Annotated in this window: 19 protein-coding genes and 1 pseudogene; 15 read left to right on the top strand and 5 right to left on the bottom strand. The window is 53.2% G+C overall.

Translation table 11 applies throughout. The features are described 5' to 3' along the window. Positions 1–199: 199 nt before the first annotated feature. The 8 genes from tig (at position 200) to fadM (ending at position 9,957) form a co-directional block, all read left to right on the top strand. The gene (gene tig, locus HV345_RS17600; RefSeq protein ID WP_003021622.1) at positions 200–1,498 is read left to right on the top strand and encodes a trigger factor; all 1,299 of its coding nucleotides are present in this window, start codon (positions 200–202) and stop codon (positions 1,496–1,498) included. A gap of 247 nt (positions 1,499–1,745) precedes the next feature. Beyond that, positions 1,746–2,369, top strand: coding sequence for an ATP-dependent Clp endopeptidase proteolytic subunit ClpP (gene clpP, locus HV345_RS17595; RefSeq protein WP_003021624.1), 624 nt, complete (start codon positions 1,746–1,748; stop codon positions 2,367–2,369). 126 nt (positions 2,370–2,495) lie between these two features. Beyond that, positions 2,496–3,770, top strand: coding sequence for an ATP-dependent protease ATP-binding subunit ClpX (clpX, locus tag HV345_RS17590; RefSeq protein ID WP_003831013.1), 1,275 nt, complete (start codon positions 2,496–2,498; stop codon positions 3,768–3,770). Positions 3,771–3,954: 184 nt separating this feature from the next. Beyond that, positions 3,955–6,309 carry an endopeptidase La gene (lon, locus tag HV345_RS17585; RefSeq protein WP_181635872.1) on the top strand — a complete coding sequence of 785 codons (2,355 nt, stop codon included), beginning with the start codon at positions 3,955–3,957 and terminating at the stop codon, positions 6,307–6,309. 208 nt (positions 6,310–6,517) lie between these two features. Beyond that, on the top strand, positions 6,518–6,790 hold the full coding sequence (gene hupB, locus HV345_RS17580) for a nucleoid-associated protein HU-beta (RefSeq protein WP_003021629.1): 273 nt from the start codon (positions 6,518–6,520) through the stop codon (positions 6,788–6,790). Positions 6,791–7,057: 267 nt separating this feature from the next. Then, positions 7,058–8,932 (top strand): peptidylprolyl isomerase, encoded by a 1,875-nt coding sequence (gene ppiD / locus HV345_RS17575; RefSeq protein ID WP_016152053.1) that lies wholly within the window; start codon positions 7,058–7,060, stop codon positions 8,930–8,932. 146 nt (positions 8,933–9,078) lie between these two features. Next, positions 9,079–9,453: a helix-hairpin-helix domain-containing protein gene (locus HV345_RS17570; protein ID WP_016152054.1), complete on the top strand. Its 375-nt coding sequence runs from the start codon at positions 9,079–9,081 to the stop codon at positions 9,451–9,453. Positions 9,454–9,558: 105 nt separating this feature from the next. Beyond that, positions 9,559–9,957 (top strand): long-chain acyl-CoA thioesterase FadM, encoded by a 399-nt coding sequence (fadM, locus tag HV345_RS17565; protein ID WP_016152055.1) that lies wholly within the window; start codon positions 9,559–9,561, stop codon positions 9,955–9,957. A gap of 107 nt (positions 9,958–10,064) precedes the next feature. Here fadM and queC read toward each other — a convergent pair whose 3' ends face one another. Continuing rightward, positions 10,065–10,760, bottom strand: a complete 696-nt coding sequence (queC, locus tag HV345_RS17560; RefSeq protein ID WP_003021638.1) for a 7-cyano-7-deazaguanine synthase QueC — start codon at positions 10,758–10,760, stop codon at positions 10,065–10,067. 64 nt (positions 10,761–10,824) lie between these two features. Further along, positions 10,825–12,525: an SgrR family transcriptional regulator gene (locus HV345_RS17555; RefSeq protein ID WP_181635871.1), complete on the bottom strand. Its 1,701-nt coding sequence runs from the start codon at positions 12,523–12,525 to the stop codon at positions 10,825–10,827. A 217-nt stretch (positions 12,526–12,742) separates the two neighbouring features. On the opposite strand from HV345_RS17555, the gene cof reads away from it, so the two are divergent. After that, positions 12,743–13,561 (top strand): HMP-PP phosphatase, encoded by an 819-nt coding sequence (gene cof, locus HV345_RS17550; RefSeq protein WP_109018129.1) that lies wholly within the window; start codon positions 12,743–12,745, stop codon positions 13,559–13,561. A gap of 49 nt (positions 13,562–13,610) precedes the next feature. Here cof and HV345_RS17545 read toward each other — a convergent pair whose 3' ends face one another. Next, positions 13,611–14,666, bottom strand: coding sequence for a PLP-dependent cysteine synthase family protein (locus HV345_RS17545; RefSeq protein ID WP_094168793.1), 1,056 nt, complete (start codon positions 14,664–14,666; stop codon positions 13,611–13,613). 116 nt (positions 14,667–14,782) lie between these two features. Here HV345_RS17545 and decR point away from each other — a divergent pair, with 116 nt between their 5' ends. The 5 genes from decR to amtB all read left to right on the top strand — a co-directional run bounded on the left by decR (position 14,783) and on the right by amtB (position 20,742). Continuing rightward, the gene (gene decR, locus HV345_RS17540; RefSeq protein ID WP_016152059.1) at positions 14,783–15,241 is read left to right on the top strand and encodes a DNA-binding transcriptional regulator DecR; all 459 of its coding nucleotides are present in this window, start codon (positions 14,783–14,785) and stop codon (positions 15,239–15,241) included. 44 nt (positions 15,242–15,285) lie between these two features. Then, a complete protein-coding gene (locus HV345_RS17535) occupies positions 15,286–17,058 on the top strand; it encodes a SmdA family multidrug ABC transporter permease/ATP-binding protein (RefSeq protein WP_137380975.1) in 1,773 nt (590 codons plus the stop codon). After that, the gene (locus HV345_RS17530) at positions 17,051–18,829 is read left to right on the top strand and encodes a SmdB family multidrug efflux ABC transporter permease/ATP-binding protein (RefSeq protein WP_181635870.1); all 1,779 of its coding nucleotides are present in this window, start codon (positions 17,051–17,053) and stop codon (positions 18,827–18,829) included. Before HV345_RS17535 ends, HV345_RS17530 begins: the two co-directional genes overlap by 8 nt. 256 nt (positions 18,830–19,085) lie before the next feature. Continuing rightward, positions 19,086–19,424 carry a P-II family nitrogen regulator gene (gene glnK / locus HV345_RS17525; RefSeq protein WP_003021657.1) on the top strand — a complete coding sequence of 113 codons (339 nt, stop codon included), beginning with the start codon at positions 19,086–19,088 and terminating at the stop codon, positions 19,422–19,424. A 31-nt stretch (positions 19,425–19,455) separates the two neighbouring features. Next, positions 19,456–20,742 carry an ammonium transporter AmtB gene (gene amtB / locus HV345_RS17520; RefSeq protein ID WP_008783954.1) on the top strand — a complete coding sequence of 429 codons (1,287 nt, stop codon included), beginning with the start codon at positions 19,456–19,458 and terminating at the stop codon, positions 20,740–20,742. A gap of 49 nt (positions 20,743–20,791) precedes the next feature. Here the strand turns inward: amtB and tesB are convergent, their stop codons facing one another. Next, positions 20,792–21,652, bottom strand: a complete 861-nt coding sequence (gene tesB / locus HV345_RS17515) for an acyl-CoA thioesterase II (protein WP_016152062.1) — start codon at positions 21,650–21,652, stop codon at positions 20,792–20,794. A 212-nt stretch (positions 21,653–21,864) separates the two neighbouring features. Here tesB and HV345_RS17510 point away from each other — a divergent pair, with 212 nt between their 5' ends. Continuing rightward, positions 21,865–22,434 (top strand): YbaY family lipoprotein, encoded by a 570-nt coding sequence (locus HV345_RS17510; RefSeq protein ID WP_016152063.1) that lies wholly within the window; start codon positions 21,865–21,867, stop codon positions 22,432–22,434. Positions 22,435–22,465: 31 nt separating this feature from the next. Here HV345_RS17510 and HV345_RS17505 read toward each other — a convergent pair. After that, positions 22,466–22,855: pseudogene (locus HV345_RS17505) on the bottom strand (MGMT family protein). Between the last annotated feature and the right edge of the window lie 64 nt (positions 22,856–22,919).

The raw sequence follows: 22,919 nt of genomic DNA, 5'->3' as shown, positions 1-22,919 counted from the left end.
GCAGCAACGCGCGATAACCGTTCTCGACTCATAAAAGTGATGCCGCTATAATGCGCGTCTTATTTTTCGGAATGTCTTCGGGATGATTCTGACGACAGGGAATGTGATTGCTTATGAGAACATCCCAGTTCCGCGAAGCCAACAACCTGTGCTTGCGGAGAAGAGTTGACCGAGCACTGTGATTTTTTGAGGTAACAAGATGCAAGTTTCAGTTGAAACCACTCAAGGCCTTGGCCGCCGTGTAACGATTACTATCGCTGCTGACAGCATCGAGACCGCTGTGAAAAGCGAGCTGGTCAACGTAGCGAAGAAAGTGCGTATTGACGGTTTCCGCAAAGGAAAAGTACCGATGAATGTTGTTGCTCAGCGTTATGGCGCGTCTGTTCGCCAGGACGTTCTGGGCGACCTGATGAGCCGCAACTTCGTTGACGCGATCATCAAAGAAAAAATCAATCCGGCTGGCGCACCGAACTACGTTCCGGGCGAATACAAACTGGGTGAAGATTTTACTTACGCGGTAGAGTTCGAAGTTTACCCGGAAGTTGAGCTGACTGGCCTGGAAGCAATCGAAGTTGAAAAACCGGTTGTTGAAGTCACCGACGCTGACGTTGACGTGATGCTGGACACCCTGCGTAAGCAGCAGGCTACCTGGAAAGACAAAGACGGCGCTGCTGATGCAGAAGACCGTGTAACCATCGACTTCACCGGCTCTGTAGACGGCGAAGAGTTCGAAGGCGGCAAAGCGTCTGACTTCGTACTGGCGATGGGCCAGGGTCGTATGATCCCAGGCTTTGAAGAAGGCGTTAAAGGCCACAAAGCTGGCGAAGAGTTCACTATCGATGTGACCTTCCCGGAAGAGTACCACGCTGAAAACCTGAAAGGTAAAGCCGCTAAGTTCGTTATCAACCTGAAGAAAGTTGAAGAGCGCGAACTGCCGGAACTGACTGAAGAATTCATCAAACGTTTCGGCGTTGAAGATGGTTCCGTAGCGGGTCTGCGCGCTGAAGTACGTAAAAACATGGAACGCGAGCTGAAAGGCGCTGTGCGTAACCGCGTTAAGTCTCAGGCGATCGAAGGTCTGGTAAAAGCTAACGACATCGACGTTCCGGCTGCTCTGATCGACAGCGAAATCGACGTTCTGCGTCGTCAGGCTGCACAGCGTTTTGGCGGCAACGAAAAACAAGCTCTGGAACTGCCGCGTGAACTGTTCGAAGAACAGGCTAAGCGTCGCGTAGTTGTAGGTCTGCTGCTGGGCGAAGTGATTCGTACCAACGAGCTGAAAGCTGACGAAGATCGCGTTAAAGGCCTGATCGAAGAGATGGCTTCTGCTTACGAAGATCCGAAAGAAGTTGTTGAGTTCTACAGCAAAAATAAAGAGCTGATGGACAACATGCGTAACGTCGCTCTGGAAGAGCAGGCTGTTGAAGCTGTTCTGGCGAAAGCGAAAGTGACTGAAAAAGCCACTTCCTTCAACGAGCTGATGAACCAGCAGGCGTAATTCGTCGCTTATTTAGCACGAATTTCGTACGCAAGCCCGTCACCTTTTGGTGGCGGGTTTTTTTTTGTCACGGATTTTGCATGGGAAGAGTGCGAAAACAGCGTTTCAGTGTTAGCGTTACAACAAAAGATTGTTATGCTTGAATTATGGCGATGTCGTACCCATTACTGAGGGACTAGCTGATAATCCGTCCATAAGGTTACAATCAGCACAGCAGGTTTTTTCAAATTTTATCCAGGAGACGGAAATGTCATACAGCGGCGAACGAGATAACTTTGCACCCCATATGGCGCTGGTGCCGATGGTCATTGAACAGACCTCACGTGGTGAGCGCTCTTTTGATATCTATTCTCGTCTACTTAAGGAACGCGTCATTTTTCTGACCGGCCAGGTCGAAGACCATATGGCTAACCTGATCGTTGCGCAGATGCTGTTCCTGGAAGCAGAAAACCCAGAAAAAGATATCTATCTGTACATCAACTCCCCTGGTGGAGTGATCACTGCCGGGATGTCTATCTATGACACCATGCAGTTTATTAAGCCGGACGTCAGCACCATTTGTATGGGCCAGGCGGCCTCAATGGGCGCGTTCCTGCTGACTGCCGGGGCGAAAGGTAAACGTTTTTGCCTGCCTAACTCTCGCGTCATGATCCACCAGCCTCTGGGCGGTTACCAGGGCCAGGCAACGGATATTGAAATTCATGCCCGTGAAATCCTGAAGGTAAAAGGGCGCATGAACGAACTTATGGCGCATCATACGGGTCAATCTCTTGAGCAGATTGAACGTGATACCGAGCGCGATCGCTTCCTCTCCGCTTCTGAAGCGGTAGAGTACGGTCTGGTCGACTCGATTTTGACCCATCGTAATTAATGCCCAGCGCGCAGGTGTACCGCTATAATTACCTGGAGCGGCACAACGCTGACTAGCGTCTTGCGCCTGAGAATGGCATTTGCGTCGTCGTGTGCGGCACAAAGAACAAAGAAGAGGTTTTGACCCATGACAGATAAACGCAAAGATGGCTCGGGCAAATTGTTGTACTGCTCTTTTTGCGGCAAAAGCCAGCATGAAGTGCGTAAGCTGATTGCCGGACCATCCGTGTATATCTGCGACGAATGTGTTGATTTATGTAACGACATCATTCGCGAAGAGATTAAGGAAGTAGCACCGCACCGTGAACGCAGTGCGCTGCCGACGCCACATGAAATTCGCAACCACCTGGACGATTACGTTATCGGTCAGGAGCAGGCGAAGAAAGTGCTGGCGGTCGCGGTATACAACCATTACAAACGTCTGCGCAACGGCGACACCAGCAATGGCGTCGAGTTGGGCAAAAGTAACATCCTGCTGATTGGCCCGACGGGTTCCGGTAAAACGCTGCTGGCTGAAACGCTGGCACGCCTGCTGGACGTTCCGTTCACTATGGCCGATGCCACCACGCTGACCGAAGCTGGTTATGTGGGTGAAGATGTTGAAAATATTATTCAGAAACTGCTGCAGAAGTGCGATTACGACGTGCAGAAAGCACAGCGTGGGATCGTCTATATCGATGAAATCGACAAGATTTCTCGTAAGTCTGACAACCCGTCCATTACCCGTGACGTTTCCGGCGAAGGCGTACAGCAGGCGCTGTTGAAACTGATCGAAGGTACGGTTGCTGCCGTTCCACCGCAGGGGGGGCGTAAACATCCTCAGCAGGAATTCCTGCAGGTTGATACCTCCAAGATCCTGTTTATCTGCGGCGGTGCCTTTGCCGGTCTGGATAAAGTCATTGCTAACCGTGTTGAAACGGGCTCCGGCATTGGTTTTGGCGCAACGGTAAAAGCGCAGTCTGATAAAGCCAGTGAAGGTGAACTGCTGTCGCAGGTGGAGCCGGAAGATCTGATCAAATTTGGTCTGATCCCTGAGTTCATCGGGCGTCTGCCGGTTGTAGCGACGCTGAGCGAACTGAGCGAAGAAGCGCTGATCCAGATCCTGAAAGAGCCGAAAAACGCCCTGACCAAGCAGTACCAGGCGCTGTTCAATCTTGAAGGTGTCGATCTGGAATTCCGTGAGGAAGCGCTGGATGCGATCGCCAAGAAAGCGATGGCACGTAAAACCGGTGCTCGTGGTCTGCGTTCTATCGTCGAAGCCGCGCTGCTTGACACCATGTACGATCTGCCTTCTATGGAAGACGTCGAAAAAGTGGTGATCGATGAGTCGGTGATTGGCGGCCAGAGCAAGCCATTGCTGATTTACGGTAAGCCGGAAGCGCAGCAGGCATCTGGCGAATAATTCATCAATTCATACAGACATTTAATTAATAAGGGGGGATTTTATCTCCCCTTTTATTTTTCCGTAAACATGGCGTTGAATGTGTGGGAAACATCCCCATATACTGACATACATGTTAAAGGTGGTGTGGAGCACAGTCGTACCACCTGATTACCTGGCGGAAACTAAACTAAGAGAGAGCTCTATGAATCCTGAGCGTTCTGAACGCATTGAAATCCCCGTATTGCCGTTGCGCGATGTGGTGGTTTATCCGCACATGGTCATACCCTTATTTGTAGGGCGGGAAAAATCTATCCGTTGTCTGGAAGCGGCTATGGACCATGATAAAAAAATCATGCTGGTTGCCCAGAAAGAAGCGTCAACGGATGAGCCGGGTGTAAACGATCTTTTCACCGTCGGGACCGTGGCCTCTATTTTGCAGATGCTGAAACTGCCTGACGGCACCGTAAAAGTGCTGGTCGAGGGGTTACAGCGCGCGCGTATTTCAGCGCTGTCTGACAACGGTGAGCACTTCTCTGCGAAAGCGGAGTACCTTGACTCGCCTGCTATTGATGAGCGCGAACAGGAAGTGCTGGTGCGTACCGCTATCAGCCAGTTCGAAGGCTATATCAAGCTGAACAAGAAAATCCCGCCCGAAGTGCTGACGTCGCTGAACAGCATTGACGATCCTGCACGTCTGGCGGACACCATCGCTGCGCACATGCCGCTGAAGCTTGCTGACAAGCAGTCCGTACTGGAGATGTCCGACGTTAACGAACGTCTGGAATATCTGATGGCGATGATGGAATCTGAAATCGATCTGCTGCAGGTTGAGAAACGCATTCGCAACCGCGTGAAAAAGCAGATGGAAAAATCCCAGCGTGAGTACTATCTGAACGAGCAGATGAAAGCCATTCAGAAAGAGCTCGGCGAGATGGACGATGCGCCGGACGAAAACGAAGCGTTGAAGCGTAAAATCGACGCGGCGAAAATGCCGAAAGAGGCAAAAGAGAAAGCGGAAGCAGAACTGCAGAAGCTGAAAATGATGTCTCCGATGTCAGCGGAAGCGACCGTAGTCCGTGGCTACATCGACTGGATGGTTCAGGTGCCGTGGAATGCGCGTAGCAAGGTCAAAAAAGATCTGCGTCAGGCTCAGGAAATCCTCGATACTGACCATTACGGTCTGGAACGCGTCAAAGACCGTATTCTTGAGTATCTCGCGGTTCAAAGCCGTGTGAATAAAATCAAGGGGCCGATCCTGTGCCTGGTTGGGCCGCCGGGGGTAGGTAAAACTTCTCTGGGACAGTCCATCGCTAAAGCAACCGGACGTAAATACATCCGTATGGCGCTGGGCGGCGTGCGTGATGAAGCTGAAATTCGCGGTCACCGCCGGACCTATATTGGTTCGATGCCGGGTAAACTGATCCAGAAAATGGCTAAAGTGGGCGTTAAAAACCCGCTGTTCCTGCTTGATGAGATCGACAAAATGTCTTCCGACATGCGTGGCGATCCGGCTTCCGCACTGCTTGAGGTGCTGGATCCAGAGCAGAGCGTGGCGTTCAGCGATCATTACCTGGAAGTGGACTACGATCTCAGCGACGTGATGTTCGTTGCGACCTCTAACTCCATGAATATTCCCGCACCGTTGCTGGATCGTATGGAAGTGATCCGTCTGTCCGGGTATACCGAAGACGAGAAGCTGAACATTGCTAAACGTCATCTGTTGCCGAAACAGATTGAGCGTAACGCGCTGAAAAAAGGCGAGCTGACGGTCGACGATAGCGCCATTGTGGGCATTATTCGTTATTACACCCGTGAAGCTGGCGTGCGTAGTCTGGAGCGTGAAATTTCCAAACTGTGCCGTAAAGCGGTGAAACAGCTGCTGCTCGACAAGTCGCTGAAACATATTGAGATCAATGGTGACAACCTGCACGACTACCTGGGCGTACAGCGCTTTGACTATGGCCGCGCGGACAATGAAAACCGCGTTGGTCAGGTAACCGGTCTGGCATGGACGGAAGTGGGCGGCGATCTGCTGACCATCGAAACCGCTTGCGTACCGGGTAAAGGTAAGCTGACCTACACCGGTTCTCTGGGTGAAGTCATGCAGGAATCCATTCAGGCTGCGCTGACCGTGGTGCGCGCGCGCGCGGAAAAACTGGGCATTAATCCGGACTTTTACGAAAAACGCGACATCCACGTTCACGTACCTGAAGGGGCGACGCCGAAAGACGGTCCAAGTGCGGGTATTGCCATGTGTACCGCGCTGGTTTCTTGTCTGACCGGTAACCCGGTTCGCGCCGACGTGGCGATGACCGGCGAGATCACCCTGCGTGGCCAGGTTCTGCCTATTGGTGGTTTGAAAGAAAAACTGCTGGCAGCACACCGTGGTGGTATTAAAACGGTCTTAATTCCAGACGAAAACAAACGTGACCTGGAAGAGATTCCGGACAACGTAATTGCCGATCTGGACATCCATCCGGTGAAACGCATTGAGGAGGTTCTGACGCTCGCGTTGCAAAATGAGCCCTCCGGAATGCAGGTTGTGACCGCAAAATAGTGACCTCGCGCAAAGAGCACTAATAAAAACAGGGCTGGCAGGCCATTTCGGACTTGCCAGCCTTTTTTTGTATAGCTAATTTAGATGACGGATTGGGCTTGCCATCATTAACGGGTGTTGTAAGGGCATGGCAGGCCTGATATAACTGCTGCGCGTTCGCACTTTGAAGGATTCAGGTGCGATATAAATTATAAAGAGGAAGAGAAGAGTGAATAAATCTCAACTGATCGACAAAATTGCTGCAGGGGCTGATATCTCTAAAGCTGCGGCTGGACGTGCGTTAGATGCAATTATTGCTTCTGTTACCGAATCTCTGAAAGAAGGTGATGACGTAGCGCTGGTAGGTTTTGGTACTTTTGCCGTTAAAGAGCGTGCTGCCCGTACTGGTCGCAACCCGCAAACAGGTAAAGAGATCACCATCGCCGCGGCTAAAGTACCGGGCTTCCGTGCAGGTAAAGCACTGAAAGACGCGGTAAACTAAGTGATTTCCCCTTTGGGGATGTGACGAAGTACAAGGGCGCATCGACTGATGTGCCTTTTTTATTTGTAATTCCGGTACTTTCTACGCGTTGTGGGCTGACAATTGCCCCTGTTTCTTGTCACAATAGGCCTTTGTACGCAGCATTCAGGAAACGCTATGCTGCGTGAAGCATATATACTCAAAATCCTTGCCGCCGCTGTGGTGACAACGCGCAGGCGGCTTGAGAGATAACGCGTATAGTCATCTACAGCGGAGTGTGGTTACACCATGATGGACAGCTTACGCACGGCTGCTAACAGTCTCGTGCTCAAGATTATTTTCGGTATCATTATCGTGTCGTTCATTTTGACCGGCGTGAGTGGTTACCTGATTGGCGGGGGCAATAACTTCGCCGCCAAAGTGAATGGCCAGGAGATTAGCCGCGGGCAGTTCGAGAATGCGTTCAACAGCGAACGTAACCGCATGCAGCAACAGCTGGGCGATCAATACTCCGAGCTGGCTGCGAACGAAGGCTACATGAAAACGCTGCGTCAGCAGGTGCTGAATCGTCTTATTGACGAAGCGCTGCTGGATCAGTACTCCCGCGAGCTTAATCTCAACATCAGCGACGATCAGGTTAAACAGGCTATTTTCGCCACGCCTGCGTTCCAGGTGGACGGTAAATTTGATAACAATCGCTACAACGCGATTGTTAATCAGATGGGAATGACCGCAGACCAGTACGCTCAGGCATTACGTAATCAGCTTACTACCCAGCAACTGATTAACGGCGTTGCCGGTACGGACTTCATGCTGAAAGGCGAAACGGACGAGCTGGCGGCGCTGGTCGCACAGCAGCGTATCGTTCGCGAGGCGACAATTGACGTTAACGCACTGGCCGCGAAGCAGTCTGTTACCGAGCAGGAAGTTGCCAGCTACTACGAGCAGAATAAAAACAACTTTATGACGCCGGAACAGTTCCGCGTGAGCTACATCAAGCTGGATGCTGCTGCTATGCAGGAGACGGCCAGCGATGCTGATATTCAGGCTTATTATGACCAGCATCAGGATCAGTTCACTCAGCCGCAGCGTAACCGCTACAGCATCATTCAGACCAAAACGGAAGATGAAGCCAAAGCGGTACTGGACGAGCTGAACAAAGGCGGTGATTTCGCTGCGCTGGCAAAAGAAAAATCTGCTGACATCATCTCTGCCCGTAAAGGCGGCGATATGGGATGGCTGGAAGATTCCACCACCCCGGATGAGCTGAAGAATGCCGGTCTGAAAGAGAAAGGCCAACTGTCAGGTGTGATTAAGTCTTCCGTTGGTTTCCTCGTTGCGCGTCTTGACGACGTGCAGCCTGCGCAGGTTAAACCGCTGAGCGAAGCCCGTGACGACATTGCGGCGAAAGTGAAGCAGGAAAAAGCACTGGATGCCTACTATGCGCTGCAGCAGAAAGTGAGCGATGCCGCCAGCAACGATAACGAATCCCTGGCGGGCGCGGAGCAGGCGGCGGGTATGAAAGCGGTTGAAACGGGCTGGTTTAGCCGTGACAGCCTGCCGGAAGAGTTGAACTTCAAACCGGTCGCTGACATCATTTTCAATGGTGGTTTGGTTGGTGAGAACGGTACGCCTGGCAGTAACTCTGACATCATCACCGTGGATGGCGATCGCGCGTTTGTATTGCGTATTGCAGAGCACAAAGCTGAAGCCGTTAAACCACTGGCTGAAGTGAAAGATCAGGTAACTGCGCTTGTTAAGCACAATAAAGCAGAGCAGCAGGCGAAGCTTGATGCCGATAAACTGCTGGCGGATCTGAAAGCTGGTAAAGGCGATGAAGCCATGAAAGCGGCGGGTCTGAGCTTTGGCGAGGCGAAAACGCTGAGCCGTACGGGTCAGGATCCGCTGAGTCAGGCGGCCTTTGGCCTGAGCCTGCCGGCGAAAGACAAACCGAGCTACGGCGTGGCGAACGACATGCAGGGTAACGTTGTACTGCTGGCGCTGGACGAGGTGAAAGCCGGTTCTATGCCTGAAGAGCAGAAGAAAGCGATGGTTCAGGGGATTACCCAGAACAATGCGCAGATTGTCTTTGAAGCGCTGATGAGCAACCTGCGTAAAGCCGCAAAAATTAAAGTCGGTGACGCGCTGGAACAGCAGCAATAACCGAGGCTACTCGCAAAAAATTGCAAAAAGTTGTATCAACCAAAGGCCGCTTTCGCGGCCTTTTCCATTTCTGATATTTGCCGTTTGTCTGCCGTTCTGCACCTCGCTATCGTGATTCCACTGTTAACAAACAAGGAGAAAACAGTATGAAACATGGAATCAAAGCCCTGCTTATTACCCTTTCATTGACCTGTGCCGGTATGGCTCAAAGCGCACTGGCTGCAGAGCCAGTCGCCAAAAGCCAGGCGACTCAAGTCAAAGCGGATGCTACGGGGGTAGCACAAAGCAAAGCCACGCAACCGGCTAAAGCGAGCGATGATGAAGGCACCAGGGTAAGCATCAACAGCGCTTCTGCGGAGGATTTAGCGCGAGTCATGAATGGCGTAGGTCTGAAGAAAGCACAGGCGATTGTCAGCTATCGTGAGGAGTACGGGCCGTTTAAAACGGTGGAGGACTTAAAGCAGGTGCCGGGCATGGGGAGTTCGCTGGTAGAGCGCAATCTGGCAGTTTTAACACTTTAATAACTTGCAGAGTGCTGAAAGTTTGCCAGACTGTAGAGGTCATACCAGTTATGACCTCTTACCCTGAAGTGTGTTCCTATAAAAACAACGTAAGGCTCCTGCGCTATGCAAACACAAATCAAAGTTCGTGGTTTTCATCTTGATGTCTATCAGCACGTTAACAATGCTCGCTATCTTGAGTTTCTGGAAGAAGCCCGCTGGGATGGCCTGGAAAACAGTGACAGCTTTCAGTGGATGACCGCACACAACATCGCTTTTGTGGTCGTGAATATTAACATTAACTACCGCCGCCCTGCGGTGCTGAGCGACCTGCTGACCATTACCAGTCAGGTGCAACAGTTAAATGGCAAAAGCGGTGTGTTGAACCAGACTATCACCCTGGAGCCGGAAGGACAGGTGGTGGCAGACGCGTTGATTACCTTCGTCTGTATTGATTTGAAAACGCAAAAGGCGCTACCGCTGGAAGGGGAGTTGCGCGAAAAACTAGAGCAGATGGTGAAGTGATGGAAGGAAGCCTGACGGCGCTTCGCTTATCAGGCTTACGGGCGATATTGACCACGGTGAACGTCGAAAGCCGGATAAGGTGCGTGCACCGCCATCCGGCAAAACGATCACTTTAGTCCTGTTTTCTGCTTCATTGCCGCCATCACTGCCGGTTTATCTGCCAGATAATGGTTCAGGCCGTTGGCGCGCAGATTACAGGCCGCGCAGTGACCGCAACCGTCACCTTTGATGCCGTTATAGCAGGTCAGCGTTTCTTCGCGTACCAGGTCCAGCTTGCCCCAGTAATCGGCCAGTGCCCAGGTTTCGGCTTTATCGATCCACATCAGCGGGGTTTCAAAGCGGATATCTTTCGCCATTCCCAGGCTTACGGCATGGTTCAGGGCTTTGACGAACTCATCGCGGCAGTCCGGATATCCAGAGAAATCCGTTTCACAAACGCCGGTAATGACCGCCTCCGCCTGCACCTGATACGCGTAAATCGCCGCCAACGTTAAAAACAGAATATTGCGCCCAGGCACAAAGGTATTGGGAATGCCGTTCGCATCCGGTTCGTAATCGGGTACCGGAATGTTATCGCGGGTCAGGCTGCTGACGGCCAGTTCGCTGAGCAGCGTTACATCAAGTACCTTGTGCGCACGCGCGCCAAGTTTTAAGGCCAGGTCACGTGCGACATCAATCTCAGCGCGATGGCGCTGACCATAATCAAAGGTCACGCAGTGCACTTCATCATATTGATGCAGCGCTTGCGCCAGACAGGTTGTGGAGTCCTGACCCCCACTGAATACAACAACGGCACGTTTCATGGTTTTTCCTGACAAATAACGAAACCCTTATGGTAGCGCCTGGGCGTGTCGCCGACCAGCTTCTTCACGCCGACGGGGGCGGTAGCCAGGCTTCGGTAAATTCAAACCAGCCGCGAGGATTCAGGCGTACGCCGTTCACGCCTGGCGGAGCGCTAATACGATAGTGATAATTGAACAGCGGTGTCAGGGTCGCGTCATGCATCAGCGAGGCGAAAACGTGTTGTAAAGCCGCATGACGATCGTCCTCATCGGCCTGGATTTGCAGGGCATCCAGGGTGGTTTGCAGATGAGTATATGCCGGCGAGCTCAATACATGTGACCAGAGCTGATCGCAGCGCAGCCACTGTTCGAGGGTATATTCAGGTGCTTCGCCAATCAGCCTGTCGCCCATCATCAGGTCGGCCTGGGCTAAAGGATGGTCGCCATCCCAGTTTTTAGCATTATGAAAAATAAGCGTTAATTCACAGCCGAGTAGCGCCAGCGCCTGGCGAAGCTGTTCAGCCATGGCGTGCAATTCTACCGGCAGGTGATAGGCCAGCGTAAGTTTTTCCGGTAGCGGCACGTCGTCCAGTTCATCCCATTGGGGGATCGTCCATCCCGGCAGCAGCGCATTGCTTGGCGTGATCAGGTTTTCATCCACGTCAAGCGTTTGTAGCAGGGAAGAGCGGTGGATAATATTGACCAGGCGACGGGCCTGCTGCGTATTCAGCCGCGCGCTTTTTCTGAGCGTGAGATAGCAGAAACCAAGGCTGATCCCGCTGCTTACCTGGCTTAGCATGGGAAGCTCTTCGGGTTTACCAATTGCAATTTGAACCGGATGGCGACAGCTGGTGCCCAAATCCTGGGAGAAAAGCTGCGGGGTTATCCAGTATTCAATGGCTTTCAGTAGCGGGTGACTCAGGTGGTAGTGATCGTGACTCTCGATGCGCACCAGGTCTGGGGTAAACAGCGTCAACCGAAACGGACCGGTACCAATAAACGGGAGTTCGGGATGTGCCAGGTGACTGCTGTAGCTTGCCAGACGATGCGCCAGCCAGAAGTCGGGGCGATGCAAAATAAAGGTTAGGCACTGGGGATGCGTCACCTCAATGCGCTTTACGCTTATAAACAGCTTATTTAAAGCGGGTAGCTCTAACAGCTTCAGCAACTGTTGATGTAGCTGTGTGCTGCTGACCGCATCGCCGTTATGCCAGTACAGGGTGGAGCGAATATAGAAATCCCAGCGCTGGCCGTCGGCGGAGATATTCCAGTGGTGGGCTAAATCTCCGCAGGGGCGTTGCGTAATACTGTCGAACCGAGTCAGGCCCGAGAATATTTGTCCGGCGAGGTGTTGCTCTGCGCGACCGGGGAGAAATCCAGGGTGCAAAGGGTCGAGCTGGCGGTAATAGGGGATGCGCAGGGTTGGCGTGTCGTTTTGCCACTGACCGCCCATAAACGGCTGGAGCAGCGTTCTTAATTCTCCCGGCGCCAGCTGAGCCAGCTCCAGTACGCTAAGTTGCTCCCCCTTTTGCAGCGCTTGTTCCATCATAATGCTGCGTAGCGAATCTGGCGTCACCAAAAAGCGCAGCTGCCCGCGTTTCCCACGCCCCGACTGGGCGTGCCACTCCAGCCAGCCAGCATCCTGCGCTTGCTTCAGCAGGGTACGCACGTGGCGCTCGCTGCAAAAACAGCGTTCTGCCAGCTCCCCGACGGTCACCGACTGCGGTTCTCCCGCCGACGGCTGCCACAGGCGTTGGTACTGATTCAGGCGATTCAACAATCTCATATACACGTCATCCTTCAAGCTGCCTCTTTGTTGGCGGCGTTAATTCACCCCAGTCACTGCATGCTCCTGGACGTTCATTCACTTGCCGCCTGGATGCAACTTGAATGATTTTGTGTAATAAACCCGGAACAATTCATTTTATCTATTCACTATTACTTCCGTATATCTCAGGTGATACTGAATCACAAGTTAACCGCGTCACAGTGTGGAGAAAGAAATGGCTCGTCTGGCTGCATTTGATATGGATGGCACCCTTTTGATGCCGAATCACCATTTAGGTGACGAAACGCTTTCAACGCTGGCGCGCCTGCGTGAACGCGATATCACCCTGACATTTGCCACCGGCCGCCATGTGCTGGAGATGCGCCATATTTTGGGTTCTATCTCACTGGACGCCTTTTTGATCACGGGTAACGGCACGCGCATTCACTCTGTTGAGGGCGATGTATTGCACCGTCAGGATCTGGATCCGACTGTGGCGGATATCGTGTTACATCAGAAGTGGGACACTACAGCCAGCATGCATGTCTTTAATGACAACGGTTGGTTCACCGGACAAGAGATCCCATCGCTGCTACAGGCGCATGTGTATAGCGGATTTCGCTACCAGATCGTCGATGTGAAACGTATCCCGGCTCATCAGGTAACGAAAGTCTGTTTCTGTGGGGATCATGACTCCCTGATCCAATTACGCATTCAACTGAATGAGGCGCTGGGTGAGCAGGCAAATCTCTGTTTTTCCGCGGTTGATTGCCTTGAGGTGCTGCCGGTGGGCTGTAACAAAGGATCGGCGCTGGCGGTACTAAGCGACCACTTAGGTTATTCAATGGCCGAATGTATGGCATTTGGCGATGCCATGAACGATCGCGAAATGTTAGGCAGCGTTGGGCGCGGCCTGATTATGGGCAACGCGATGCCACAACTGATTGCTGAACTGCCGCATTTGTCGGTGATTGGGCATTGCCGCAATCAGGCGGTGTCACACTTTTTGACGCATTGGCTGGACAATCCGCATCTACCTTATTCCCCCGAATGAGAGATCCCTTCCAGCAAGCCAGACTTCGCGTCTGGCTTTTTTTATCCCATTAATGGGTGTTCAGAAGCCGGGTGAGTTCCGCTTTCCACGGCGTTAAATCACCGATGTGCGTGTCGATCCACTGCGGGTTGTAGTAGGTTTCAAGATAGCGTTCGCCGCTGTCGCACAGCAGCGTGACCAGTGAACCGCTTTCTCCGGCATCGCGCATACGGGCGGCAAGTTGCAGCGTTCCCCACATGTTGGTGCCGGTTGAAGCGCCGACTTTGCGGCCCAACTGCGTTTCCAGCCAGTGTGCGGTGGCCACGCTTGCGGCATCCGGTACGCGCAGCATTTCATCGACTACGTCAGGAATGAAGGAGGGTTCGACACGTGGGCGGCCGATGCCTTCGATTTTGCTTCCTACCGGGCTGCGTAACGTTGCATCGCGATCCTGCCAGAAGGGCAGAAAGACTGAGTTTTCCGGATCCACCACCATCAGGCGGGTGTCGTAGCCCTGACAGCGAATATAGCGGCCAATGGTTGCAGAGGTGCCGCCGGTTCCGGCGCTCATCACAATATGGCGGGGGACGGGGTTGGGCTCGCACTGCATCTGACGGAAGATGCTGTCAGCAATATTGTTATTGCCACGCCAGTCGGTAGCGCGCTCAGCATAAGTGAACTGGTCCATGTAATGACCGTTCAGCTCACGCGCCAGTTGTTCAGAGGCCGCATAGATTTCACAGGCGCTTTCCACGAAATGACAGCGACCACCGTAAAACTCTATCTGTTCAATTTTACGCTTCGCCGTACAGGAAGGCATGACGGCAATAAACGGCAGCCCTAACAGTCGGGCGAAATAAGCCTCAGAGACCGCCGTTGAACCGGACGATGATTCAATGATGGTGGTACCTTCTTTAATCCAGCCATTGCACAATCCGTACAGAAACAGTGAACGCGCCAGACGATGCTTCAGGCTCCCGGTGGGATGCGTGCTCTCATCTTTTAAATAGATCTGAATGCCCGGGAACGCCGGTAGCGACAGACGAATGAGATGCGTATCCGCAGAACGCTGATAATCCGCGTTGATTTCATTGATGGCGTTTTTAACCCAGGAGCTATTCATAATTAATAGATATCCATTTGTCATTTTGTGCCAAGAATAGCGAAAAGCACGGAAAAAATTGTTGCCATTTAGCCTTTAAAATAGAATGTAAGGAGAAAATTCTTCTCTGTGGAGTGGATATGTTAGACAAAATTGACCGTAAGCTGCTTAGCTTACTGCAACAGGACTGCACCCTTTCTTTGCAGGCGTTAGCAGATGCCGTTAATCTGACTACCACCCCCTGCTGGAAACGCCTCAAACGGCTTGAGGATGACGGTATCCTGCTGGGTAGAGTCGCCCTGTTAGATCCAGAAAAACTGGGGCTGGGGCTGACCGCGTTTGTGCTGATTAAGACTCAGCATCACAGCAGTGAATGGTATTGCCGCTTTGTCACCGAAGTCACCGGTATGCCGGAGGTTCTGGGGTTCTGGCGTATGGCAGGGGAATATGATTACCTGATGCGAGTGCAGGTCGCCGATATGAAAAGCTACGATGAATTTTATAAGCGCCTGGTGAACAGCGTACCGGGCCTGTCTGACGTCACCTCCAGCTTTGCGATGGAACAGATTAAATACACAACTGCGCTCCCTATTGAATAACTCTCCCGGCGCTTATTGCCGGAAATCTTGTCAGGACATAACGCGTGCGATTATTTGCTCAATTAAGCTGGTACTTCCGCCGGGAGTGGCGTCGCTACCTCGGGGCGGTGGCCCTGCTTATCATCATCGCTATCCTTCAGCTTATTCCGCCGAAAGTGGTCGGGATCATTGTGGATGGCGTGACGACTCAACGCTTCACCACCGAGCGACTGCTGATGTGGGTGGGAACAATTGCCCTGATTGCAGTGGTGGTTTATTTGCTGCGCTATGTCTGGCGCGTGCTGCTGTTTGGCGCATCCTACCAACTAGCGGTTGAGCTGCGGGAAGATTATTACCGTCAGTTGAGTCGCCAGCATCCAGAATTTTATCTGCGTCACCGCACGGGCGATCTGATGGCGCGTGCGACCAACGATGTCGATCGCGTCGTATTTGCCGCCGGAGAAGGCGTGCTGACGCTGGTAGATTCGCTGGTAATGGGATGTGCGGTGCTGATCGTGATGTCAACGCAGATAAGCTGGCAGTTGACGTTAATTGCGCTGCTGCCGATGCCGGTGATGGCGTTGATGATCAAACGTTACGGCGATCGACTGCATAACCGCTTTAAGCTGGCGCAGGCGGCGTTTTCCAGTCTCAACGACCGTACTCAGGAAAGCCTGACCAGTATTCGCATGATCAAGGCCTTCGGTCTGGAGGATCGGCAATCGGCATTATTTGCCGCCGATGCCGAAGATACCGGTAAGAAAAACCTGCGCGTGGCGCGCATTGACGCCCGCTTTGATCCCACGATTTATATCGCCATTGGCATGGCTAACCTACTGGCGATTGCTGGGGGAAGCTGGATGGTGGTGCACGGCTCGCTGACGCTCGGCCAGCTCACCAGCTTTATGATGTATCTCGGTTTGATGATTTGGCCGATGCTGGCGCTGGCATGGATGTTTAACATCGTCGAACGTGGCAGCGCGGCGTATAGCCGTATTCGCGCCATGCTGTCTGAAGCGCCGGTGGTGGATGACGGCACTGAACCGGTACCGGAAGGGCGTGGGGAGCTGGCGGTGGCGATTCGTGAATTTTGCTACCCGCAAACGGCACATCCGGCGCTGGAAAATGTGAACTTCCAGCTTAAACCTGGGCAGATGTTGGGCATTTGTGGGCCTACCGGCGCGGGGAAAAGTACGGTGCTGTCGCTGATTCAGCGTCATTTTGATATCACCCACGGCGATGTGCGCTTTCATGATATCCCCTTAACGCGATTACAACTGGATAGCTGGCGCAGCCGGCTGGCAGTTGTCAGCCAGACGCCATTCCTGTTTTCGGATACCGTTGGCAATAACATCGCGTTAGGACGCCCTCAGGCCACGCAGGAAGAGATCGAGTATGTGGCACGCCTTGCCAGCGTTCATGAGGATATTTTACGTCTTCCGCAGGGCTACGACACCGAAGTGGGCGAACGTGGGGTGATGTTGTCTGGTGGGCAAAAACAGCGTATTTCTATCGCTCGAGCGCTACTCCTGAACGCTGAAATCCTGATTCTGGATGATGCGCTGTCGGCGGTAGATGGTCGTACCGAGCATCAGATCCTGCATAACCTGCGCCAGTGGGGCGAAGGCAGAACCGTCATTATTAGCGCCCACCGTTTATCGGCCCTGACGGAAGCCAGCGAGATTATCGTGATGCAGCATGGGCATATTGCCCAGCGCGGTGAGCATGATGCGTTAGTGCAGCAGCCTGGCTGGTATCGTGATATGTACCGCTATCAGCAACTGGAAGCGGCGCTGACTGATACACCAGAGATAAACGAGGAGGCGGCTAATGCGTAGTTTTGGGCAATTATGGCCGACCCTGAAAAGATTGCTGGCGTATGGCTCTCCATGGCGAAAACAGCTGGCTATTGCGGTAGTCATGCTGTGGGTGGCGGCTGCGGCGGAAGTCAGCGGTCCGCTGCTGATTAGCTATTTTATCGATAACATGGTGGCGAAGAGTAATTTGCCGCTGGCGATGGTCGCCGGGCTGGTTGCGGCATATATCGGTCTGCAACTGCTGGCGGCTGGCCTGCATTACGCGCAGTCATTGCTGTTTAACCAGGCGGCAGTTGGCGTAGTACAGCAGTTGCGCACCGACGTAATGGACGCTGCGCTGCGCCAGCCGCTCAGCGCCTTTGATACTCAACCCGTCGGACAGCTAATCTCCCGCGTGACCAACGACACTGAAGTTATTCGCGACCTGTACGTGACGGTGGTAGCAACGGTCCTGCGCAGCGCGGCATTAATTGGCGCCATGCTGGTAGCGATGTTCAGCCTTGAGTGGCGTATGGCGTTAGTGGCGATGGCCATTTTCCCGGCCGTGCTGGTGGTGATGGTGATTTATCAACGCTACAGCACCCCGATTGTGCGCCGGGTTCGCGCTTATCTGGCGGATATTAACGATGGCTTTAACGAAGTCATCAACGGCATGAGTGTTATCCAGCAGTTCCGCCAGCAGGCGCGATTTGGCGAGAGAATGGGCGAAGCAAGCCGCTCGCACTATATGGCGCGTATGCAGACCCTGCGACTGGATGGTTTTTTGTTGCGCCCGCTGCTTAGCCTTTTCTCGGCGCTGATCCTCTGCGGATTGCTGATGCTGTTCAGTTTTACCTCTGGCAGCTCGATCGAGGTTGGGGTGCTGTACGCGTTTATCAGCTACCTCGGCCGTTTGAACGAACCGCTGATCGAGTTGACCACTCAGCAATCAATGCTGCAGCAGGCGGTTGTCGCCGGTGAGCGAGTGTTCGAACTGATGGATGGGCCACGTCAGCGCTATGGTGAAGATGAGCGACCGCTAAAGAGCGGGGACATTGAGGTGGATAACGTTTCATTTGCCTATCGCGACGACAATCTGGTGCTGCAAAATATCAGTCTGTCCGTGCCTTCGCGCAGCTTTGTGGCTTTGGTCGGACACACCGGCAGTGGTAAAAGCACGCTCGCCAGCCTGTTGATGGGTTACTACCCGCTGACGCAGGGGGAAATCCGCCTTGATGGACGGCCGCTGTCTTCACTGAGCCACGGTGCGTTACGTCAGGGCATCGCCATGGTGCAGCAGGATCCGGTGGTGATGGCAGATACCTTCCTGGCGAACGTCACGCTGGGCCGCGATATCTCAGAAGAGCGGGTATGGCAGGCGCTGGAGACCGTGCAACTGGCAGAACTGGCGCGAGGTCTGAGCGAGGGGATTCATACCCGGCTGGGCGAGCAGGGCAATAATCTCTCCGTTGGTCAAAAACAGCTGCTGGCGTTGGCGCGGGTGTTGGTTGAAACGCCACAGGTGTTGATCCTCGACGAAGCCACGGCCAGTATTGACTCCGGTACTGAACAGGCCATTCAGCAAGCTCTGGCGGCGGTACGTGAACACACCACGCTGGTGGTGATTGCGCATCGGTTATCGACGATTGTCGATGCGGACACCATTCTGGTGCTGCATCGCGGTCAGGCGGTTGAGCGTGGTACGCACCAGCAATTACTGGCGGCGCAAGGCCGTTACTGGCAGATGTATCAGCTGCAACTGGCGGGTGAAGAGTTAGCCGCCAGCACGCAAGACGATTCCGTTATCGCCTGATGGCGCGGCGCTTATCCGGTCTGGGGCCAGCACGGTCTCGTAGGCCGGTTAAGGCGTTTACGCTGCCATCCGGCAATCAACAATCTGGTGCAAAAATGTAACGCACTATGCACCGTTATAGTGCGTTTTTTCTTTTCCTCTCCCGGAAGTACCCTGAGAACCTGAATCATCCCGCCTTTTTCATTCCTGGCACATCCCTTGCAATATTCCTCTCGTGTATCTGCAGCCACTACTGAATTCTGACTGGAGGGGATCTATGAAGCTGGTTACCGTGGTAATCAAACCGTTCAAACTGGAAGACGTCCGTGAAGCATTGTCGTCTATTGGTATTCAGGGGCTGACCGTCACCGAAGTGAAGGGGTTTGGCCGACAGAAAGGTCATGCTGAGCTGTACCGTGGGGCTGAATATAGCGTCAATTTTCTGCCCAAGGTGAAGATTGATGTGGCGATTGCCGACGACCAACTGGATGGCGTGATTGATGTCATCAGTAAGGCGGCATACACCGGAAAAATTGGCGACGGCAAAATCTTCGTCGCCGAGCTGCAACGTGTGATTCGTATTCGTACCGGCGAAGCCGACGAAGCCGCACTGTAACGTCTGGCACACAGTGATAGGAAACCAAAAAATGAAGATAGCAACGATGAAAACAGGTATTGCTTCACTGGCGCTGCTGCCGGGACTGGCGATGGCGGCACCGGCGGTTGCGGATAAAGCGGATAACGCTTTTATGATGATCTGTACCGCGCTGGTGTTGTTTATGACCATCCCTGGCATTGCGCTGTTCTACGGCGGTTTGATTCGCGGTAAGAACGTGCTGTCGATGCTGACTCAGGTTACGGTGACATTTGCTCTGGTTTGTATTTTATGGGTGGTTTATGGCTACTCACTGGCCTTTGGCGAAGGAAATAATTTCTTCGGCAACTTCAACTGGGTATTGCTGAAGAATATTGCGCTGACGGCGGTAACGGGGAGCTTCTACCAGTACATTCACGTTGCTTTTCAGGGCTCGTTCGCCTGCATCACCGTTGGGCTAATCGTCGGTGCGCTGGCTGAACGTATTCGCTTCTCCGCGGTGCTGATTTTTGTGGTGGTATGGTTAACGCTGTCGTACATCCCCATTGCGCATATGGTCTGGGGCGGCGGCTTGCTGGCTTCCCACGGCGCGCTGGATTTTGCCGGCGGAACGGTTGTGCACATCAACGCGGCGATTGCCGGTCTGGTAGGCGCGTATCTGATTGGCAAACGTGTCGGTTTTGGCAAAGAAGCTTTTAAACCGCATAACCTGCCGATGGTTTTCACCGGTACCGCTATTCTCTACATTGGTTGGTTTGGCTTTAACGCTGGTTCAGCGGGTACGGCAAATGAAATCGCCGCACTGGCCTTCGTTAATACCGTGGTCGCCACCGCTGCAGCCATCCTCGGATGGATCTTCGGTGAATGGGCGCTACGTGGTAAACCGTCTCTGCTGGGCGCCTGCTCTGGTGCCATTGCGGGTCTGGTGGGCGTAACACCTGCATGTGGCTACATCGGTGTCGGCGGCGCGCTGATAATCGGTGTCGTTGCGGGTCTGGCAGGCCTGTGGGGCGTGACCATGCTGAAGCGTTTTCTGCGTGTGGACGATCCGTGTGACGTGTTTGGCGTTCACGGCGTGTGCGGCATTGTCGGCTGTATCCTGACCGGAGTTTTCGCTGCCAGCTCTTTGGGAGGCGTGGGCTTTGCCGAGGGCGTGACCATGGGGCATCAGCTGCTGGTGCAACTGGAAAGCGTGGCGATCACCATCGTCTGGTCTGGCGTGGTGGCTTTCATTGGCTATAAGCTGGCGGATATGACGGTTGGTTTGCGCGTACCGGAAGAGCAGGAGCGCGAAGGTCTGGATGTAAACAGTCACGGCGAGAACGCTTACAACGCCTGATTCTCAATTTGCCGGATGGCAACGCTTTTGCGCCACCATCCGGTAATTCTCAATTGCGATTACGCATTACCCCTTCCTGTACGGTAGAAGCGACCAGCACGCCATCCTGGGTATAAAACTCTCCGCGTACAAAGCCCCGGGCACCGGATGCCGAAGTACTCTCGACGTTATACAGCAGCCATTCATTGATATTAAACGGACGGTGGAACCACATGGAATGGTCAATGGTGGCGATCTGAATCCCTTTTTCCAGGAAGCCAATCCCGTACGGTTGCAGCGCAACAGGCAGGAAGTTCAGGTCTGAGGCATAACCCAGCAGATACTGATGGACGCGCAGATCGTCCTGCAGCACGCCGTTAGCGCGAATCCACACCTGGCGCGTCGGAGGTGCGACGTGACCTTTTAGGGGGTTATGAAACTCGACAGGGCGTACTTCCAACGGACGATCGTTGATAAATTTTTCTTTCAACAGCGGCGGCAGCAAATGCGCCACTGAGCGGGCAATTTCCGTTTCTGATTTCAGCTCATCGGGACCCGGCGCATCTGGCATGGTTTTCTGATGTTCAAATCCGTCTTCCGGTGCCTGAAAAGAGGCAGTCATGTAAAAAATGGGTTTACCATTCTGGATCGCGGCAACGCGGCGCGCGCTGAAGCTGTTACCATCACGCAGGACTTCCACATCATAGATGATGGGCTTTTGGCTATCGCCGGGGCGTAAAAAGTAGCTGTGAAAAGAGTGTACCAGACGCTCTTCCGGTACGGTTTCTTTTGCGGCATATAGCGCCTGACCGACAACCTGTCCCCCAAAAACCTGACGTAACCCTAAGTCTTCACTTTGGCCCCGAAAGAGTCCTTCTTCAATTTTTTCCAGATTTAACAATGTCAGCAAATTTTTCAGTGCCAGACTCATACGTGCTCTCCAGGTGATATCGATGTCGCAGCGAGGTAGGCAGAGTATAACGCAATTTTAAAAGTGGTCCGATGGGTGCAATTGTCTGAATTACTGGCCTATTACAGGCAAAAATAGCTGTCTTGTGCCACACTTAGTCACGTTATGTTTTTGTTAACCACTCTTCTGGCGAGGAAAGTTCTCGCTGGTGCATAGATGATAAGGAGAATTTAATGAAACTCGTGCACATGGTAAGTGGTTTAGCGGTTGCAGTCGCTCTGGCGGCCTGTGCCGATAAAAGCGCTGATATTCAGACACCTGCGCCAAGCCCTAATACGTCAATTTCTGACACACAGTCTAAAATTCAGCAGCCAAATGTCTCCGGTACAGTATGGATCCGTCAGAAAGTGGCCTTGCCACCCGATGCGGTACTAACCGTTACGCTGTCAGATGCTTCACTGGCCGATGCGCCGTCAAAAGTGCTGTCGCAAAAAGCGGTTCGTACTGAAGGTAAACAAGCGCCATTCAGCTTTGTATTACCGTTTAACCCGGCAGATATTCAACCTAACGCCCGTATTCTGCTGAGTGCGGCTATTACGGTAAATGATAAACTGGTCTTTATTACTGATACCGTTCAGACGGTCATCAATCAGGGTGGGACTAAAGCTGACCTGACGCTGGTCCCTGTACAGCAAACAGCAGTACCGGTTCAGGCGAGCGGTGGGGCTACTACCACGGTTCCGTCAACGTCACCAACCCAGGTGAATCCGTCATCTGCGGTTCCGGCTCCCACGCAGTACTAAGGTCGTTGTAACCCTCTCCGCCTGGAGAGGGTTAGTACACCCAGCGATAGCGCTGTAAATCGATCTGTCCGCTTCCTGAAACCACTATTCCTTCTGCCAGCAACGCCTGACGTTGTCGTTGCAGGTCGGGACCTGTCAGCGAAATGGCCCCATGGCGATTGACCACCCGATGCCAGGGCAGGGCGCTGCCTTCGGGGAGACGCTTAAGCACGCCGCCTACCTGACGCGCAGCGCGCGGCGATCCCGCAAGCCGGGCAACATCGCCATACGTGGTGACGAAACCTTCGGGGATTGAAGCGACGATTTGCCAGACGCGTTGGGGGAAAGTGTCTTGTATATCCATCATTTATTCCTGCGCTAATCCTCCAGCATAATGCCGAATGGCGAAGGAGTGAAGCCGCATTGCACAAGAAAACAGCATCCGATGCTGGATGGGTTGCAATTACAGGGTGCAGCAGTGATAATGCGCCTGCGCGTTGGTTAAC

Origin of the sequence: Citrobacter sp. RHBSTW-00986 (assembly GCF_013783065.1) — a bacterium.
GTDB classification, from domain to species: domain Bacteria; phylum Pseudomonadota; class Gammaproteobacteria; order Enterobacterales; family Enterobacteriaceae; genus Citrobacter; species Citrobacter braakii.
Note: the sequence above shows the minus strand (reverse complement) of the source record. Positions and strands in the feature narration are given on the sequence as shown.